Here is a 20,262-nt window from a genome sequence, read left to right on the forward strand (position 1 = left end):
TCACGTTGACAAAATGTCAACACAAGGGTCAACGGTTTTTAAGGCATAATTAAGAGACCCTTGAACTTTTCAAGGGTCTCTATCACGATAAGATATTAACAATGATTATTAAACGCCATCGAAAAGATTCATACTTAAATAGCGTTCACCTGTATCAGGCGCAATACAAACTACTCTTTTTCCTTCACCTAGCTTTTTAGCCACTTCTATTGCAGCATAAACTGCTGCCGCACCAGAAGGCCCAATAAAAATACCTTCTTCCTGTGCCAATCTCCGTAATAAACCAATCGCTTCTTCATCGCTGATTTGAATAATTTCGTCATACACACTTGTATTCAATATATCTGGTATAAAACCAGGACTGGTTCCGACTAATTTATGCTTGCCCGGCTTTCCTCCTGACAGGACTGGTGATCCTTTTGGCTCTACAACTGCTATATGAATTCCAGGAATTTTCTGCTTCAATGTTTCGCCAGTTCCGGTTACTGTCCCTCCAGTTCCAGCTGTACAGACGAATGCATCCAGTTCCCCATTGGTCTGCTCCATAATTTCCAGCGCAGTTGTCGTTCGATGAATATCCGAATTGGCAGTGTTTTCAAATTGCTGCGGGATAAAGCTTCCAGGGATTTCCGCTTGTATCTCCAGTGCCTTTTTAATGGAACCTGGCATCTTCTCTTCACTTGGAGTTAATACAACCTCTGCACCATAAGCTTTTAAAATATTCCTTCTTTCCATTGTACTATTATCGGGCATGACGAGTATTGCTTTATACCCTTTAGCAGCTGCAGTCATCGCAAGGCCAATTCCTGTATTTCCGCTCGTCGGCTCAATAATCGTGTCTCCAGGCTTAATAAGTCCCTTCTCTTCTGCAACTTTAATCATATTAGCTGCTGCACGATCTTTCACACTCTTACTTGGATTAAACATTTCCAGCTTAATATAAATATCTGCTGCGCCCTGTGGAACTAGCTTATTGAGCTTTACTAATGGCGTATTACCGATTAATTCTGTTACATTATGTACTACTTGCATAATTAACCTCTACTTTCCATTCTGAATTATTTATTTAGTAACCTAGTATCAAGTGAAATATCTGGATTCATATCCGTAATAACCTCTAAAAATCGATCTTGATTTTGTGGAGAAATCGAAAATATATCATACCTTCCACATCTAATTTGAATACGATCCATCGATAGTGCTGGCGCTGTTAAAGGTGACTTCGATTTCATGATAACTTCAATCTCATTTATTTTTATTGTTTGGCGGATTGGACCATAATGAATTTTAATTTTTCCACCCTCTATTTTATAACCAGTTTTAAACCAAAACCATAAAAGAAATAGCCCTAAAAGCAGCATGATAAAAGCGGAAATCAGCTGTGCTTTTATTAGTGGTGTGATAAATCCGAGCAAAGCAATTCCCCAGATTACAATCGTTAACCATTTATCCTTTTTCGAAGGGAAATACATTCCATTTCCTCCTCCACTACGTAGTACTTAAATAATTATTGTTTTGTAATCTTTATTATAGACATTTCTTGCAGCCATTACCATTATTTATATCTAATGAAAATCTTTGATCTTACTTCATTACAAATAATTTCTTTATAACGAACTATCCAGAAAAATAGTTTGTTTCTTAATAAAGAACGAATTTGGTTTAAAACATTCCAACCCCGCTTAACTACAACAGAAACCATTTTCTTCAGAGAAATAAATACCCCAGCTTTTTTGTTATATACCCCACTGCCGTATACTGGAAATGTAAAAGGTCAAAAAAATCCCCTGTATATTTGCATACAGAGGATTGATTCGAAATAAAGCTTTATATTAATTTTGCTAAATTTTTAAATTCTAATTCCTCAAATTTCATTGAAACTCTATCTTTATCATATTTCCATAATGCCGTGTCTAATGAACAGCTGATTGGAACATCACATTTAATCCGAGCTAATGACCTTGATAAGTGAAGCATGTCCAAATTGTTGTTAATTTTTGTTTGAACACCTTTTGGAAGCTTATCTATATTATCTAGCAAATTATCAATTGTTTCATATTCCTGCAAGAGCTTTAATGCCGTTTTTTCGCCAATGCCTTTAACACCTGGATAGTTATCAGCGGTATCACCCATTAGTCCTTTTAAATCAATAATTTGCTCTGGAGAAATTCCCTTTTTCTCATAAAAATTATGACGATCAAACACTTCGTAGTTTCCTTGTCCTTTTTTCATGATCGCAACACGGATGCCCTCATCAACAAGCTGCAGTATGTCCTGATCACCAGTAAGAATTATTACTTCATCTGTTTTGCTATAGATGCGCGCGAGAGTTCCAATACAATCATCTGCTTCAAAGTTTACTAAACCAATGTTTGGCATATCAAATGCTTCCACTACTTCTTTAACCAAATCGAATTGTGGAATAAGTTCTTCTGGCGGCGCATCTCGGTTTGCTTTATAGCCTTCATACAACTCTGTACGAAAAGTCTTGCTGCCCATGTCCCAGCAGCATATTACATGTGATGGTTTAAATGTATCGACTGCATCTAAAAAGTAACGCATAAATTGATAAATACCATTTGTGGGAATTCCTTTACTCGTTCGCATGAAGTTCCCTCTAAAAGATGTTGCAAAAAAGCCACGAAACAAAAGGGCCATTCCATCAACGAGCAATACATTTTTTTTATCCATATTTTAACACTTCCTCTAATGCTTTATAATCGACTTTAACTGTTTCTGCTTTTCTAGCAGAACTGGTATATCCACTGTAGATTGCAGCATTTTTAAATAATTATCTACTTGCAAGTGGGCATTTCGTTCCGCTTGCGCACGAATATTTTCAACAAGGCTATCCAATTGATTTTGGTAAGAGCTTTGCATGAAAGAATGATTTGTATCTAAATATTGCTGTGCACAAGGTTTTATTATAGCATACATCTGTTCCTTCATAAATTCTTTTTCATTTTTTTCAAAGAAAGCTTTCGTGCCTTTGTACTTAGAAAATACAGCATTAAATTGATTGGAATCAATGTCAGATAAACCTTTTTGAAAGGCTGGTGTATCAATTTCCAGCTGTTTCATATCTGGCAGTTCAAATAATGAATCGCTCTCTACACTTTTACCGGCCAAAGCCTGGAAGAATTCATTTAATTGCTCGTGCATATAGGACTCTATTCGAAGCGACACAGCTTGCAGCTCTTGATGAAGCTCAAAAGCAATGTATTCGAGCAAATTATCCAAGCTTTCTCTTAGCTGATTTTGTGCTTTCTTCCCTGATTCGGTAATGGTTGTCGGATTATACATTTCTTTGAACATATCATGAAAACGAATTGATAGTCTTTCTAAAACATAAAACAATTGCTTTTCTATTTTTTGAGCAATTTGATCCTGATAAACTGAAGCATCATAGGCATTAATTTCTGATACCAGTTTATTTGCCTTCGTTTTTATATCATTTGCCCTAGTTTCTTTCTCCTGATGGTCCATGTTTATGGATTGGATATAATTATCTAGTGTGTGGCTCGTTCTTCCCATATCACGAATTGCTGATTCAATTGTGAGAGACGAAAGGTCATGATATATAAACTGGTAAAAATCAGCTTCCAGTTGCTGCATTTGTTTGTTAAGCGATTGTTTTGCTATTTTTTGTTCCAATGATGTTTTGCTTGAAACCGGGTAGAGCCTTGGAAGTCGGATACCTAATTGTAATAATTGTCCTTGCACATAATCCGTTACGAGCTTTAATTCTGCTTCGTCAGCGGCTAAATCCGACGCATTGACAATAAAAAACATTTTATCTAACTGAAATGCTTCTTTTACACGTCCTAATTGCATCAAAAAGTCTTTATCTGCGCGTGATAAAGCGTGGTTATAATAGGTTACATAAAGAATTGCATCTGCATGCTTAATATACTCGAAGGCAACGTTCGTGTGCCGTGCATTAATGGAATCTGCTCCTGGTGTATCAACAAGTGTAATCCCTTCTCTTGTAAGTGCACAATCATAATATAGGCTAATGGATTCGATATAACAAGCTTTCGTCTCGTCTGTTACATAGCTTGCAAACTGTTCAAGGTTAATCGTAATATCTTTCCCGATAAAGTTTCGATGGACCTCGTAACCTTTTAACATAGCATGTAAATAAGCTTGATACATCTTGTTTAATTGCTCACTCTTCTCAAGTTCATTTGCTTTAACCCATTCAATTAGTTCGTCAAACTCTGAACCCTTTGGTGATAACTTCTTTGTAATCATTTGTAAGTCTCGGGCTAACATTGCTTGATCTTTTAAGGTAACGACAACAGTACCGTGCGGGTGTTTATCATTAACAGGGCAAATTCTGTTCACTGTTGCAGTTGTTGGGTTTGGTGAGACAGGCAATACTTTCTCACCCATCAACGCATTTGCAAACGATGATTTACCAGCACTAAATGCCCCGAATAGAGCTATCGTATAGGAGCGGTTTCTCAGTCGATTTGCTTTCTCCGATAAGTCTGTCTTTAAAGACTCAAATCCTGGCAACTCACGAATCAGTTTTATCGTCGATTCAATGCTCTCAACGACATCCTCCATTTTCATTTCCTTCGTAAAACCATTATTCTTGAAATCCTTTTCGCTAGGTTTATTGTATTCTCTAGTCGAGACTGTCCTTTTGTCTGCCACTACCCTAATTGGTTTGGGCTTCCTTTCTAATGCTTGCTTAACTAATTCCCATCCGGACGCATCAACTTTTGGTTCACTATATTGTCTCTCTAACTTCGCATATGCTGCTTGCCATTCTGATTGCAGCTGCTTTATTGTTTCACTTATATTCTGTTGTTTTTTGAAATGAGTAAAATTATGCTCATGGACTCTCTTTGCATCCTCATTCTTTTTAACAATTAATGATTGCATAACATGCAATTGTTTTCTTGCAAGCTGTTTATATATGCTTTTAATATTTGCCGATACATCATTCGTATAATTTAATACATAATCTCCATTCACTTTCGCACCAGGCTTCATTAATTGCAGTAGATGGTCAAGCTCGTATGTAACCACCATCCCATTAATTTCATTTTGAAGGGAAGTATCATGTATAGCATATTTTTTCAACAATACTAGTAGCTTATCGCGAAACTTCCATTCAATAGACTTGTGCATGTTTTCTTTTAATAGAGCGAGAAATTGTTCTGCTCGTGTATTTTTTTCCTCTTTCGTTTTCTTTTTCGATGCAAATAGCCCGACCTTAAAATCGGATTGCTGTGATTCTAAAAATAATTGTGCTTTATCCCTAAGATTTGCTGGCATCAAATAGGCATTATTTAATGTTTGTTGCAGCTCTTCCAAAAATTCCTGCTCAAATTTTATCGGTTCATTCTCTAGGTATAATAATTTTTCTTCTGTTGCTTCAAGTTCATCTAAATACGAATCATCGGATCTCGTCGCTTCACCGGCTGTTAGATCATCAATCAGGGATTCATATTTTGTTGCAAGAAATGACCGGTGCTCATCCATTACTTGTCGTACGGATTGTTGAATATGAAGATATTTTGGACGGTCTGGCCCCATCATAATAAATATTTTTTCTTTGATTTGCTCAAATGCGTTATGCGCTATATTCGGTTCTTTTAGTGAAGTATAATAGATATTATTTGGCTTTAAGTTCCATTGATCAAACGTTTGTTTAATACTTTTGTCGAACGATACAAAACGTAGTTCCTGTTCATCATGCTTGTCAATTTGGTTAATAACAACAAAATAAGGCAATTTTTTCTCTTGAATTGACTTCAAGAATTGTAAATTAACCTCTGATTGTACATGATTATAATCCATCACATAAAATAAAACGTCAGCTAAATGTAAGGATGCCTCTGTCATAATTCGATCTGCATCATCTGCAGCATCAATACCAGGTGTATCAATAAGTGCAGATCCAACAGGTACGATTTGTTTACCAGTGCTTATTTCTATTTTTTTAATTGCCTCTTTATCCTTTGAATATTCCTTAATCATTTCAATATCATATGGTTCTTTGTATTCAACAGGCAGCTCTGTCGTAAAAAACACCCTTGCAACAGCATCACCTGAAGTAATTTTAACAACGTTTGCACTGGTAGGTATTGGACTCTTCGGTAAAATTTCTTCTTCTAACAATGCATTAATCATCGAAGATTTCCCGGCTGAAAAGTGTCCAGCAAAACTAATTATCAGCTCCTGTTTTTGGTGCTTTTCATAAATGTCAAGGATTTTAGATGCATTTAAATGATCCCCGTTTTGTTTCATCTGGGCATACAAAGCAACTAGCTGTTCTGCATTTAACGACTCTTTTCTATCTTTTACGATCACGGTATTCATGTCCCCTTCTTCCACATCCCAATTTAAAGTCTATTATACGAAATTAGTCATTGGATTGCCACAAATTATAAAAGCGATTTCACAAATAAGGTTATTATTGATTCGCAAAGATAAGTTTGTTAACTAGTTTACATAATATTATTATGGTAATCTAAATGATTAGGAATTCATAGTTAAAAACCTAGAAACATGATTATCTTAGTTTCTAGGTTTTATTTGTCATCTCAATTTTATAATCACCTGTTTATACAGGATATACACCATGCTTTCTTTCGGTGAATGTTACATTTTTAGCTGCATAAACGGAAAAACGGTTCACTAGCTCCTGTCTTAATGTATTTGGATCGATTACGGCATCGATTACCATTTCAGATGCAAGTCGGTAAACATCAATATTTTCTTTATATTCATCTTGCTTTTGTTTAATAAATGCGGCACGATCCTCTTCCGGTAATTGGGCAATTTTATTAGCTTCCACAGCATTTACTGCTGCTTCTGGTCCCATTACCGCAATTTGTGCATTTGGGAAAGCTAAACAGCAATCTGGATCAAACGCTGGTCCTGACATCGCATAAAGACCTGCACCATATGCCTTCCGAACAATGACCGATATTTTTGGTACCGTTACTTCGCTCATCGCTGAAAGCATTTTAGCACCGTGTCGAATAATACCTTGTCTCTCTACCTTTGTTCCTATCATAAATCCTGGTACATCTGTTAAGAATAATAGCGGAATATTAAAGGCATCACAGAGCTGGATAAACTTTGCTGCTTTATCAGCAGAATCCGTAAATAAAACGCCGCCTTTTACGCGTGGCTGGTTTGCGATAATGCCGACAGAGCTGCCCTCAATCCGTGCAAGCCCGGTAATTAATTCAGCTGCAAACTTCTTCTTGATTTCGCAGAAACTGCCTTCATCAATAATTCGGTCAATTAAATCATACATATTAAATGGAGCATTTTGGTTTTCTGGTACGATATCAGTGATCGACTTTTCAAATGCTGGAACAGGTTTCGCTTCAACATTATTCGGCTTCGACCTGAAATTAGCCGGAAAATAGCTTAAATAGTTCTGTGCATAGTGTATTGCCTCTTCTTCCGTCTTCACTAACACATCACCAACACCAGAAACTGAACAATGCATGACTGCACCACCCATTTCCTCCAATGATACCTTTTCTCCGATTACTTTTTCTGCCATTCTTGGTGAACCTAAATACATGGAGGCATTCCCATCAACCATGATCACAATATCACAAAACGCTGGTATATATGCTCCTCCAGCCGCAGATGGTCCAAACAGCAAACATACTTGTGGTACTCTTCCCGATAATTTAATTTGATTATGGAAAATTCGTCCTGCACCACGTCTGCCTGGAAACATTTCGATTTGGTCGGTAATTCTGGCACCTGCAGAGTCTACCAAATAAATCATTGGCAGCTCAAGCTTCATTGCTGTTTCTTGAATCCGCAATATCTTTTCAACCGTTCGCTTCCCCCACGAGCCGGCCTTTACTGTTGAATCATTGGCCATCACACAAACGTCCTGATTGTTGACTTTTCCAATTCCTGTAACAACCCCATCAGATGGTAAATCGTCGTCCAGGCAATTCGCAAAAAATGCATCTTCAATGTTCATCCCGCTATCAAATAAAATCTCTAATCGTTTTCGGACAAAAAGCTTCCCTTTTTCTTCATTGCTTTTATGGTACTTGTCTTTTCCGCCTTTTTCTATTTTACGCATTCTCTCCTGCAATTCTTCTAAATAAGACATGTTGCATCCTCCTCACTAAATACCTTTATATAATGGCTTCCTTTTTTCCTTGAATGCTTGAAGCCCTTCCACTCTATCTACTGTCGGAATGGTTTCCGCATAGCATGCACGTTCAATGTCTAATCCCTCTTTTATATCTGTTTGCGTACCATTATTAATAGCTATTTTCGCCTGTTTTAAAGCAATCGGCCCGTTGGAAGCAATGGTTTTCGCTAACACCAATGCATCTGTTAACAGGTCTGCTTGTTCAGCTGTTTGTTCAACCAGGCCAATAGAGATGGCTTCTGAAGCATCGATTGGTTTCGCAGTAAATATCAAACGCTTAGCATGCCCTGTTCCAATAAGACGAGGCAACCGCTGTGTGCCGCCTGCGCCTGGAATGATGGCTAGAGATGTTTCCGTCAAGCCTAGTTTAATATTTTGTGCAGCAATTCGGATATCACATGAAAGGGCTAATTCTAAACCACCACCATAAGCAGCACCATTAATTGCCGCAATTACGGGCATATTCATCCCTTCAATTGCGGTTACGGTTTCCCCTATGTAACGAACCGCCTTCATTACCTCATCTTCTGACATTCCCTTTCGTTCTTTTAAATCTGCACCAGCGCAAAAAGCTTTCTCGCCTGCCCCCGTAATAACCGTACAATAAATCGATTTGTTTTGGTTAATTTCTTTTATTGCTTCGTTTAATGCAACTAATAATGCATGCGATAGCGCATTCGCAGCTTCTGGTCGGTTCAGCGTTAGGACAGCTACATGCTCCTCATGTATGTTGATCGTAATTAAATCCGACATTTATCCTCATCCTTTAGAAGGTTTATTTTAGGCTTATTTTTATTCTAATCGCAATCATCTGCAGTTCCTTCACAACCTGTCCGTGCCATTTTTATCATGCATTAATGGTCTGTTATACTCCCACCTCTAAACAAGAGGGAAATAATATGTGTGAAGGTGGGAGAGTAAAGACCCCCCACTGAATGAAGTTTCACTTCTATGAAGCAGCCTAGTTATTTTCTAACCTATTCAATAACGGCAAGAACATCTTCATCATTTACAAAATCACCCTCTGCAACTTTTAATTCTTTTACTACCCCAGATGCTTCCGCTGCAATTGGTATCTCCATTTTCATGGACTCAAGTATTACAATATCCTGACCTTCTTCCACTTGTTCTCCTACAGCCACTACAATTTTCCATACATTCCCTGCCATACTCGCTTTCACTTCTTGCATATCCGTATCCTCCTCAGTTTCCTTTATTTATGATAGAATTTTTCAATAAAAGCTGTCGTTGTGTTTCCTTTTATAAATTGTTCATGCTGTACAATCTCTTGCAACATAGGAATATTTGTTTTAATTCCATCGATTTTATAACTGGATAAAGCTTCCTTTAATATAGCGATTGCTTCTTTGCGATTAGACCCTTTTACAATTAATTTTCCAATCATTGGGTCATAAAACGGTGTTACATCATAATCGGCAGTCACACCTACTTCATTCCGTATATTCGGTCCCTCAGGTAATTCAATATGAGAAATATGACCTGGTGAAGGGAAGAACGTAACTGGATTTTCTGCATAAATTCTCGCTTCAATCGCATGACCATCTATTTGCAAATCTGTTTGTTTAATTGTTAATGCCTTACCGGAAGCAATGTGTAGTTGCTCTTCCACAATATCAATTCCTGTAATTTCTTCAGTTATGGGATGTTCAACTTGAATTCTTGTATTCATTTCCAAAAAGTAAAAATTTTCTAATTCATCAACTAGAAATTCAATCGTCCCTGCATTGGTGTACTCAAGTGCCTTGACAGCTTTAACTGCAGCTTCGCCCATACGCTGTCTTGTGGATTCTGAAATAAACTGTGACGGAGCCTCTTCAATAACTTTCTGATTTCGACGCTGTATCGAACATTCACGTTCATATAAATGAATTGCATTTCCGTGATGATCTGCTAAAATTTGTATTTCAATATGGCGGGCATTTTCAATTTTCTTTTCCATAAACATGGATCCATCACCGAAAAATGTCTGTGCACGCTTTGAATTCCCTTCAAATGCTTTGGCCAGCTCTTCTTCTGAGTAAACAACCTGCATACCGATTCCGCCACCCCCAGCCGAGGCCTTGAGCATAATTGGATAACCAATTTTCTCTGCCATTTTTACTGCGTCCTCTATCGCCGCAATCGCTTCATCCGTTCCGGGCACAACAGGAATGCCAATTTTATTCATTGCATTTCTTGCCGCTATTTTACTTCCCATCTGCTTTATGACGCTCCCTGTTGGTCCAATGAATATCAATCCTTCTTCCAAACAGCGATTAACAAATGCTTCATTCTCACTAAGAAAACCATATCCAGGATGAATCGCGCAGGCTTTCGCTTCTTTTGCGACAGCAATTATCCGTTCAACATTTAAATAGCTCTCATTTACACGTGGAGCTCCAACCAAAAAGCTCTGATCCGCCATCGATACATATGGAGCCTCTTGATCTGCTTCTGAATAAATAGCTACTGTTTGAATTCCTAATTTCTTACATGTGCGAATAATTCGTGCTGCAATTTCTCCTCGATTTGCAATAAGCACCTTTTTTATCATATGCTCCCCCCTAGGATTGAAGTTGCTGCATCGCAATCTCTCTTAATTTAAACTTCTGTATCTTCCCGCTAGCTGTCATTGGATATACATCGACAAATTCGATATACTTGGGTATCTTGTGCCTCGATATTTTTCCATTACAATAATCTTTAATTTCTTCGCTTGTTATCTGTTTATTATCCTTTAAAATAATCCAAGCCATGACTTGCTCTCCATATTTTTCATCAGGTACTCCGATTACTTGTACATCTAGAATGTCTGGATGCTGATATAAAAACTCCTCAATCTCTCGTGGGTAAATATTCTCTCCGCCGCGTATAATCATATCTTTCATTCGTCCAGTTATTTCAATATAGCCATTTTTATGCAACACCGCTAAATCACCGGTATGAAGCCAACCTTGCTTATCAATGGCTTCCTTCGTTGCCTCGGGATTATTGTAATAGCCTTTCATCACAAGATACCCTCGAGTTAGCAGCTCACCTGGAACACCGATTTCTTGTTCTGTATCCGTTCCAGGTATAACGATTTTTACTTCCACATTAGGGTGTGGTTTTCCAACCGTATTTACTTTCAATTCAATTGGATCGTCTGTTCTTGTTTGTGATATCACCGGTGACGATTCTGTTTGACCATAAGCAATTGTAATTTCTTTTGCGCCCATTTTATTCATCACATTGGACATTACTTCTACTGGACAAGTTGATCCCGCCATAATACCTGTTCGCAAATGAGACAGATCAAACTCATGAAAACGAGGATGATTTAATTCTGCAATGAACATTGTAGGAACGCCATGAAGTCCCGTGCATTTTTCTTCTGAAACAGCTTGCAATACCTTCTCTGCGTGAAATTGCTCCAGTATAACCATCGTTGTACCTTTGGATACCGCAGCAAGTATGCCTAATACACAGCCAAAACAATGGAAAAATGGTACTGGTATGCATAATCGATCGTTAGGAGTAAGCTTCATGCAATCAGCAATCTGATTGCCATTGTTGACAATGTTTCGATGTGTTAGCATAACCCCTTTTGGAAATCCAGTAGTTCCTGATGTATATTGCATGTTAATGACATCATCTTCGTTCAGCGATTGTTTCCGTTGCTCTAAATGAACATTATTGATACCATTACCTTTTGCAATGACTTCCTTCCACGTATAGGCATAATGATATTCCGCATTACTAATTACAATGATATTTTTTAAGTTTGGTAATGTTTCTAACCGTAATTTTCCTTTTTCCTGAACTCCTAACTCGGGGCATAGCTGTTTTAAAATATCAACATAGGATGTTCCTTTATAGCTTTCGGCCATTATTAAGGTTGTTGCTTCAGACTGCTTTAGTAAATATGTTAATTCATTCGCTTGATAATTTGTATTTACCGTTACAAGGACAGCTCCCATTTTGCCGGTTGCAAATTGCGATGTAATCCATTCTGGTTTATTATCAGCCCATATTGCTACATTTTCCCCTTTTTGAATACCTAGGGCCATCAATCCTTTTGCGGCTTGGTTGACCATTTCATTAAATTCCGAATATGTTTTCCGTAATTTTAATTCTGGATAGACGATTGCTTCATGATTTGGATATAAATCCACCTGTTTTTCAAGCAGCTCACCAACAGTTAAGCCTAATAATGACATGAATTCTCCCCTTCCTAATCTGGACTAGCAGCCTAGTTCTCTAGCAATAACCAATCGTTGAACCTCAGACGTTCCTTCCCCAATTTCTAGTAGCTTTGCATCACGTAAATAGCGTTCCACCTCATATTCACGCATATAACCATAGCCCCCATGAATTTGGATCGCTTGATTTGCCGAGCGGAATGCTGTTTCACTCGCAAACAGTTTGGCATATGCGGCTTCTTTTCCAAAAGGCTTTCCTTGATCCTTTAACCATGCAGCTTTATGCACCATATTTCTTGCAAGCTCAACTTCCATTGCCATATCAGCAAGCTTGAATTGGATCGCTTGGAATTTAGAAATTGAATTACCGAACTGCTTCCGGTCTTTTGCATATGCTAGTGCTTTATCAAGTGATGCTTGCGCTATTCCAAGTCCAAGTGCTGCAATTGAAATTCTCCCTCCATCTAAGGTATAGAGAAATTGATTGAAACCTTTATGTTCTTCTCCCAATACATTTGTTCTTGGCACACGAACATTTTCAAGTACAATTTCAGCCGTATCCGACCCGCGAACCCCCATCTTATCGTAATTGCTCGTTATCGTAACCCCTTTCGTATCTGCAGGAACAATAATTGAAGAGATCATGCTTTTTCCTTGTTCATTTTTACCAGTGACAGCGGTTACAATAATGATTTTGGCAAAGCTTGCATTCGTAATAAAGCATTTTTCACCATTAATGATATAATCTTCTCCATCAATTATCGCGGTCGTTTTCGTTCCTCCTGCATCTGATCCAGCATTTGGTTCGGTTAATCCAAATGATCCAAGCGCTTTCCCTGAAGCAAGGGGCTTTAAATAGGTTTCTTTTTGCTCGTCAGTTCCGAAATAATAGAGTGGACTTGCACCAAGAGAAACTGCCGCAGCATAACTTAATCCAGTACTTCCACATACACGCCCAATCTCTTCCACTGCTAACGCATAAGAAACTGTATCTCCCCCAGATCCACCATACTCATCTGGAAACGGAATTCCTAGTAAGCCAAGCTCCCCCATTTGATCAAAAATATCGCTTGGAAATTCTGCTTTCGTGTCAATTTCAACTGCTCTTGGTCGGATGACTTCTTCAGCAAAGTCTCGAACCATCTTCTTAATTATCGCTTGTTCTTTCGTTAATTCGAAATTCATGCTATTCCCCCTCATAAGTTAAGACCGACTAGTTGGTCTGTTTTAGCCATTTCGATTCCCTTTTGCAAAGAATGGCAAGTCTAACAGTATTTCTTTATAATTATCTTTAGAAATCGTTTCTGTTTGGAGAACTGCATGTAAAATTAAATCAACAAAGATATCTCCAATTTCATCCATCGTGTTTGCACCTGATTGCCGGTACCACTTATAAATCCAGTTCACCATTCCTAAGATTGCCATTGTTGTAATTTCAACGGACAGTTCTTCTCGAAACTCACCAGACTTCTTTCCCTCTTCAATTGTTCGCATGACAATTTGTTTGAATTGATCCCTTTTGTCTTTCACTGACCTTTGATACTGTTGCTTTAAATACGTACTCTCCTGATAAAAGACAGAAATATGTGCTTTATACAGGCCGAAAACGTTTACAAATTCTTTCACAATTGCTTTTAATTTTTGGGTTGGTGAATGATGCGTTTCATATGCGTAAATCCCTTTTTCTAATACATGCGTTATAAATGTATCGTGAATTTCAAATAATAATTCATCTTTAGAGGTGAAATGATGATAAAATCCACCTTTAGAAGTACCTACATTTTCAACAATCTGATTCACACTAACTCCATGAAACCCGTATTGTTCAAATAAAATTAAAGACGACTGGATGATTTTATTTCGTAATTCCGTTTATAAGCCCTCCTTCAATAAATTTACTCTTACTTTACCATACTAATCTGAATTTAGAAAGTGTTTTCATAGTTATAAATAAAGTTGGTTCATTGAATTAGATTTGAAAGAAACTCCAAACTAACTTCCCGGCTGTTTGCTTCAAGTATGTGCAATAATCGCCTTCCGGGACCGCTTCGGGCGGATGCTTTCCGTGGGCACGGCTCCGGAAGAAACCCGCTTCCGGTGAGTCTTCAGACACGTGCTGTTCCCACTGGAGTCACCGCCCTCCGCTCACCCGGACTGGTAGCGCATCGATATTGTTTTTAATTCCACAAGTAATAATTGGTGAGCATATACTAGCGGAGGAAATATACGTAGACTCCTGTGGGAAGAAGAGCATCGGTGAGACTACGCAGTCCGGCAGCACAAGGAGGCTCACCAGCTCCCCTTTGGATGCGCGAATTATATTTCCGGAGCGGGTAGACGCACAATCCATTTAAATACACTAATCCACAGTTTATATATTTTCAGTACTAGAAATAATAATGTTAAACAACATTAAATAGGGGCAGCTTAAAAGCTACCCCTGAAATTTTATTCTATTTCATCAAATGGTTTTTGATAAACCGCTTCTTTCCACACTTCAGTTACTTCACCTTCGTTATCCGAATCGATAACAAAGGATCCATTACTAGATCGATCGCTTGCAGATAACTCAAGCGGGAATAAGTTGTGCAGACTGCCATTACTTGTTTCAAAACATATTGTATCATTTTCATTTATTGCGAAAAACCCTTTGATTCGATGTGGCTTACTTTTTAATTCTCTTAACATGGTTAACCCACGCTTAGCACGAGTTGATTTTTCAAATTCCCTCATTCTCATTCGTTTGCAAGCTCCGCGCTGTGTAATAATAACAATTGAAGGGTTAGTTAGTTCATTAAATACCTGTCCATTAACAATGAATTCCTCATCTTTGAGCATCATTGCTTTTACGCCAGCAGCTCTCTGTCCAACTACTGAGATTTCCGATTCATGGTACCATAATCCATACCCTTTATTCGAAACAAGGAACACATCCATATTTCCGTCTGTTTGACAAACATTAACTACCTCATCACCATTTTTCAGATTTAATGCGATAAGTGCTTTCGATTTCCGCTGCGCATCATAAAGACTGAATTCGCTTCGTTTTACCATACCGTTTTTTGTAAAGAACAGCAGGTAATTCATTGACTCATTAAAATCGCGTACTGGAATACATTGAATGAGTCGTTCATCCTTGTCAAGCTGGGCAATATTTGATACATGCTGTCCAGTGTCTTTCCAACGAATGTCTGGAAGCTCGTGAACTGGAGTGATCAAATATTTCCCTTTATTCGTAAATAGAAGCACTTTGTCAGTCGTATTTACTTCTAGTAAACTAATCGGATAATCATGTTCCTTCAAGGCCAAATCTTCGCCATTTGAAGCACTATACGATCGCAAACTTGTGCGTTTAATATATCCATCTTTCGTTACTGAAACAAGTACATCCTCACTTGCAACAGTTACTTCAATATTGATTTTCAGCTCTTCAATTTCTGCTTCAATCATCGTACGTCGACCTTCAGCAAATGTCTTTTTGATTTGTTTCAAATCTTTTTTGATTGTTTGAAGTAGCTTCTTTTCACTATTAAGAATACCCTCTAATTGTTCAATTCTTTTTAGTAATTCGGCAGCTTCACTTTGTAGTTGTGTAATATCCGTATTTGTCAGCCTGTATAATTGTAGTGTAACAATTGCCTCTGCTTGCGCTTCTGTAAAACCGTATGCTTCCATAATTTGTTTCTTCGCATCAGATTTATCTTTTGAAGCACGGATTGTCGCAATTAATTCATCTAGAATAGAGATTGCCTTTATCAGGCCTTCTACGATATGGGCACGATCTCTGGCTTTTTTTAAATCAAATTTGGTTTGTCTTGTAACTACATCTTTCTGATGCCCAATATACGCATCTAGCATTTGAGGTAATGACAATAGTTTCGGAGTTTTGTCCTGAATGGCAACCATATTAAAATGATAGGTCACTTGCAAATCCGTATTTTTATAAAAATAATTCAAAATGCCTTCACTATCTGCATCTCGTTTCAATTCAATAACAACACGTAAACCAGTACGATCTGTCTCATCTCGTACTTCTGCAATACCTTCTACTTTACGATCGATTCGCAGCTCGTCCATCTTCTTAACCATATTGGCCTTATTGACCTCATACGGTATGTCCGTAATGACTATTTGTTCTCGATTACCTCGAACAGCTTCAATCTCTGCCCTTCCACGAATAATAATTTTACCGCGACCTGTTTCATATGCCTTTCGGATACCATCAATACCTTGAATAATTCCTCCGGTTGGAAAATCAGGACCTTTCATTACTTGCATCAATTCCTGAACAGTAACTTCTGGATTATCCATACGCATAATAACAGCATCAATTACCTCTGCTAAATTATGCGGGGGAATATCCGTTGCATAACCTGCAGAGATACCTGTCGAGCCATTCACAAGCAGGTTAGGAAATTTCGCTGGTAGAACAACTGGTTCAGAACTCGTTTCATCAAAGTTTGGGATAAATTCAACAGTTTCCTTGTCAATATCACGTAAAAGCTCTGACGAGATACTGGATAACCTAGCTTCTGTATAACGCATAGCTGCCGGTGGATCTCCATCAATACTTCCGTTATTCCCATGCATTTCAATCAAAACATTTCTTACTTTCCAATCTTGACTTAAACGAACCATTGCCTCGTAGACTGAAGAATCACCATGTGGATGATAGTTACCAATAACGACACCCACCGTTTTAGCTGATTTCCGGAAATGCTTATCATGTGTATTCTTCTCTTCATGCATCGCATAAAGTATTCTTCGCTGTACTGGCTTTAGCCCATCCCTTGCATCTGGCAAAGCCCTGTCTTGAATAATATATTTACTGTATCGTCCAAATCTGTCACCAATTACTTCTTCTAATGGAAGATCTAAAAACTTTTCTGTTTGTGACAAATCAATCCCCCCTTACTTGTTTCCATCTATATTCTTGTTTTGGGATCGCTTTATAAAGTGAAACTTTAATTCAGTGGGAGTTTCACTTTCTCTCCCACTAATGTCAGCACCACTAGGGAGAACCGCAGGCCCTTGAAAAAAATCAGGAACTTACGGAATGTTTACCCCATCATCACATTTTTACTTCTCTCCATTTTAGCGTGGGGTATTACAACCCATTAATACGTAATAAATTCGATATACTTAATGTTCGGAATGTATCCTTTCATTTTCTAAAATGTTAGTATCCTCTTCCAAACCAAATTTAACATGTCCCTCTATCCATTTCCTTCTTGGCTCTACTTTATCCCCCATTAATGTTGTTACACGACGCTCTGCTCTTGCAATATCTTCAATGGTTACCCGGATTAATGTTCTTGTTTCTGGATTCATTGTCGTTTCCCAAAGTTGGTCAGCGTTCATTTCACCAAGACCTTTATAACGCTGAATCGTGTATCCATTTTTAAACACTTTAAGAGCTTCTTTCATTTCAGCCTCATCCCAAGCATAGACAATTTTTTCACTTTTTCCTTTACCCTTAGAGATTTTAAATAGAGGCGGCAGTGCGATAAATACTTTTCCTGCTTCTACAAGGGAACGCATATAACGATAAAAGAACGTTAATAAAAGTACTTGAATATGAGCACCATCTGTATCCGCATCCGTCATAATAATAATTTTATCGTATTGCACATCATCCAAGTCAAAGTCCCCGCCAACTCCAGCTCCAATTGTATGGATAATAGTTGAAATCTCTTCATTCTTAAACACGTCTTGCAGCTTAGCTTTTTCTGTATTAATTACTTTTCCGCGCAAAGGTAAAACAGCCTGGAATTTTCTATCTCTTCCCTGTTTAGCAGAACCCCCTGCTGAATCACCCTCAACAAGGTAGAGTTCATTTCTTTGTGGATTTTTCGATTGTGCCGGTGTGAGCTTTCCACTAAGAATCGTATCTTTTCTTTTACGTTTTTTACCTGACCTTGCATCCTCACGTGCTTTACGAGCTGCTTCGCGGGCTTCTTTCGCCTTTATTGCTTTCTTAACGAGCATGCCAGATACATCTGGGTTTTCTTCTAGAAAATAATTTAGATTTTCAGATACGACTGCATCAACAACAGATCGAGCTTCAATAGTGCCTAATTTGCCTTTCGTTTGCCCTTCAAATTGAAGCTTATCCTCAGGCACTCGAACAGAAATAATTGCAGTAAGTCCTTCTCGTATATCTGTACCTTCTAGATTTTTATCCTTCTCTTTTAATGTACCTATTCTTCTAGCATATTCATTGAATGTTCTCGTAATGGCACTTCGCGCACCAGATTCGTGTGTTCCACCATCTCTTGTACGAACATGGTTAACGAAAGAAAGCATGCTCTCTGCATAACCATCATTAAATTGAAACGCAAACTCGACCTCTAACCCATGCTGTTCCCCTTCAAAAGATACAACTGGATGTAATGTATCCTTCTCTTCATTTACATAGTCGACAAAGGAAACGAGGCCATCTGGAAACTCATATAATTCCTTTTCATTATTTCGCTCATCAATAAGTTCTATTTTTAAACCTTTTAATAAAAATGCAGACTCACGCAAACGTTCCGAAATGGTCTCAAAATCATAATCTGTTGTACTAAAAATCGTCGGGTCTGGCTTAAAATGAATAGTAGTTCCTTTCTTCCTTGTTGGACCTCTTTTTTCAAGCGAGCTAACTGGTTTTCCACCAGCCTCAAAACGCTGATAATATATAAACCCGTCCCGATGTATTGTTACGTCCAACCATTCGGATAATGCGTTTACTACGGATGATCCTACACCATGTAATCCACCACTTGTTTTATATCCACCTTGTCCAAACTTTCCACCTGCATGGAGCACCGTAAAAATAACCTCGGTTGTCGGTTTGCCAGTGCTATGCATTCCGGTGGGTATACCGCGTCCACTGTCCTGAACAGAAATACTATTATCTTTATGTATCGTTACTTTAATTTCATTTCCATAGCCTGCTAAAGCTTCATCAACAGCATTATCCACAATTTCAAAAACAAGGTGGTGCAGCCCACGGCTGTCTGTACTTCCTATATACATTCCTGGTCTTTTTCTAACAGCGTCAAGACCCTCTAGAACTTGGATGGAATCATCCGAATATTGGAATTCATTATTCAATCAATCCACTACTCCTTTCAAAAACAAAAACAATCCACTTTCTTTATAATAGAACAATTGTTCGTAATTGTAAATTAATCATTTTTTTATAAGACACCTTCTATTCAATCATCATATCGCAGAATATGCTAATAAGTATACTACAATTGCCATTTTAATGCATAAAACAGCTAAAAAACATTCTATACGTGCTATATATTCCCTATGTAATTTTAAATCGTGTGAAATTGTAAACATACTAAATTTGGAAGAAAAAGTAAATATATCCCCCGTACTTGCATTGTTTTTTTCTTAGTTATAATCGCATTTGAAACCCTGTGGACGAATGTTTATTTGCTTAATTGCCAATAAAAAGGATGACATAAGTTCGTCATCCTTTTCAAGCATTTTTTAAATTGTTGACCATTATTTTTTAACAAGCACAGCATGCACCACTTTAATGCAAAGATCCATAATTACGGTAAAATCTCTTTCTTTTAGGTAATGATAGGCTTCTTCATTGACAATTCCTTGCTGGGCCCAAAAAATACGACAATCAGTCTCTGCTGCTTCTTTCGCAATTTCTGGTAAATACTCTGGTCTTCTAAAAACGTTTATAATATCAATCTTGTCTGGAATAGCCGTTAGCGAAGAATATGCCTTCTCACCAAGCACCTCTTCCACTGTCGGATTAACAGGAATAATTCGATATCCGACCTCCTGCATAATTTTTGCAATTTGATAGGCTGTTTTATCTTGATTATTAGATAGTCCTACTACTGCAATCGTTTTTGCTGATTCTAATATTTCTTTTAATTCATCATTTGCTGGATTTTCCCAAGCCACCTG

The 20,262-nt window shown here is 37.8% G+C and carries 14 protein-coding genes; all 14 read right to left on the reverse strand.

All coding sequences use genetic code 11. The features are described from left to right. Nucleotides 1-108: 108 nt before the first annotated feature. Entirely contained in the window at nt 109-1,032 is a 924-nt protein-coding gene (gene cysK / locus MHH64_RS14560; RefSeq protein WP_340001961.1) for a cysteine synthase A, read from the reverse strand. Nucleotides 1,033-1,058: 26 nt separating this feature from the next. Next, nucleotides 1,059-1,472 carry a PH domain-containing protein gene (locus tag MHH64_RS14565; protein WP_118890422.1) on the reverse strand — a complete coding sequence of 138 codons (414 nt, stop codon included), beginning with the start codon at nt 1,470-1,472 and terminating at the stop codon, nt 1,059-1,061. Nucleotides 1,473-1,827: 355 nt separating this feature from the next. Further along, complete coding sequence (locus MHH64_RS14570) at nt 1,828-2,691, reverse strand: 5'-3' exonuclease H3TH domain-containing protein (protein WP_118890421.1); 864 nt, start codon at nt 2,689-2,691, stop codon at nt 1,828-1,830. Nucleotides 2,692-2,706: 15 nt separating this feature from the next. Beyond that, nucleotides 2,707-6,336 (reverse strand): dynamin family protein, encoded by a 3,630-nt coding sequence (locus tag MHH64_RS14575; RefSeq protein ID WP_340001962.1) that lies wholly within the window; start codon nt 6,334-6,336, stop codon nt 2,707-2,709. A gap of 244 nt (nt 6,337-6,580) precedes the next feature. Then, on the reverse strand, nt 6,581-8,110 hold the full coding sequence (locus MHH64_RS14580; protein WP_095308861.1) for an acyl-CoA carboxylase subunit beta: 1,530 nt from the start codon (nt 8,108-8,110) through the stop codon (nt 6,581-6,583). A 15-nt stretch (nt 8,111-8,125) separates the two neighbouring features. Then, a complete protein-coding gene (locus tag MHH64_RS14585) occupies nt 8,126-8,908 on the reverse strand; it encodes an enoyl-CoA hydratase (RefSeq protein WP_095308860.1) in 783 nt (260 codons plus the stop codon). Between the two features lie 224 nt (nt 8,909-9,132). Then, on the reverse strand, nt 9,133-9,345 hold the full coding sequence (locus MHH64_RS14590; RefSeq protein WP_095308858.1) for an acetyl-CoA carboxylase biotin carboxyl carrier protein subunit: 213 nt from the start codon (nt 9,343-9,345) through the stop codon (nt 9,133-9,135). A gap of 23 nt (nt 9,346-9,368) precedes the next feature. Beyond that, nucleotides 9,369-10,709 (reverse strand): acetyl-CoA carboxylase biotin carboxylase subunit, encoded by a 1,341-nt coding sequence (locus MHH64_RS14595; protein ID WP_340001963.1) that lies wholly within the window; start codon nt 10,707-10,709, stop codon nt 9,369-9,371. A gap of 10 nt (nt 10,710-10,719) precedes the next feature. Further along, the gene (locus MHH64_RS14600) at nt 10,720-12,354 is read right to left on the reverse strand and encodes an AMP-binding protein (protein ID WP_303449741.1); all 1,635 of its coding nucleotides are present in this window, start codon (nt 12,352-12,354) and stop codon (nt 10,720-10,722) included. A 24-nt stretch (nt 12,355-12,378) separates the two neighbouring features. After that, a complete protein-coding gene (locus tag MHH64_RS14605; protein WP_340001964.1) occupies nt 12,379-13,521 on the reverse strand; it encodes an acyl-CoA dehydrogenase family protein in 1,143 nt (380 codons plus the stop codon). A gap of 42 nt (nt 13,522-13,563) precedes the next feature. Beyond that, nucleotides 13,564-14,190, reverse strand: coding sequence for a TetR/AcrR family transcriptional regulator (locus MHH64_RS14610; RefSeq protein WP_095308851.1), 627 nt, complete (start codon nt 14,188-14,190; stop codon nt 13,564-13,566). 594 nt (nt 14,191-14,784) lie between these two features. Further along, complete coding sequence (parC, locus tag MHH64_RS14615; RefSeq protein ID WP_095308844.1) at nt 14,785-17,235, reverse strand: DNA topoisomerase IV subunit A; 2,451 nt, start codon at nt 17,233-17,235, stop codon at nt 14,785-14,787. Between the two features lie 243 nt (nt 17,236-17,478). Continuing rightward, the gene (gene parE, locus MHH64_RS14620; RefSeq protein ID WP_095308842.1) at nt 17,479-19,434 is read right to left on the reverse strand and encodes a DNA topoisomerase IV subunit B; all 1,956 of its coding nucleotides are present in this window, start codon (nt 19,432-19,434) and stop codon (nt 17,479-17,481) included. 405 nt (nt 19,435-19,839) lie between these two features. Beyond that, entirely contained in the window at nt 19,840-20,259 is a 420-nt protein-coding gene (locus MHH64_RS14625) for a CoA-binding protein (protein WP_340001965.1), read from the reverse strand. Between the last annotated feature and the right edge of the window lie 3 nt (nt 20,260-20,262).

Origin of the sequence: Oceanobacillus sp. FSL K6-0127, from assembly GCF_037983385.1 — a bacterium.
GTDB classification, from domain to species: Bacteria; Bacillota; Bacilli; order Bacillales; family Amphibacillaceae; genus Oceanobacillus; species Oceanobacillus profundus.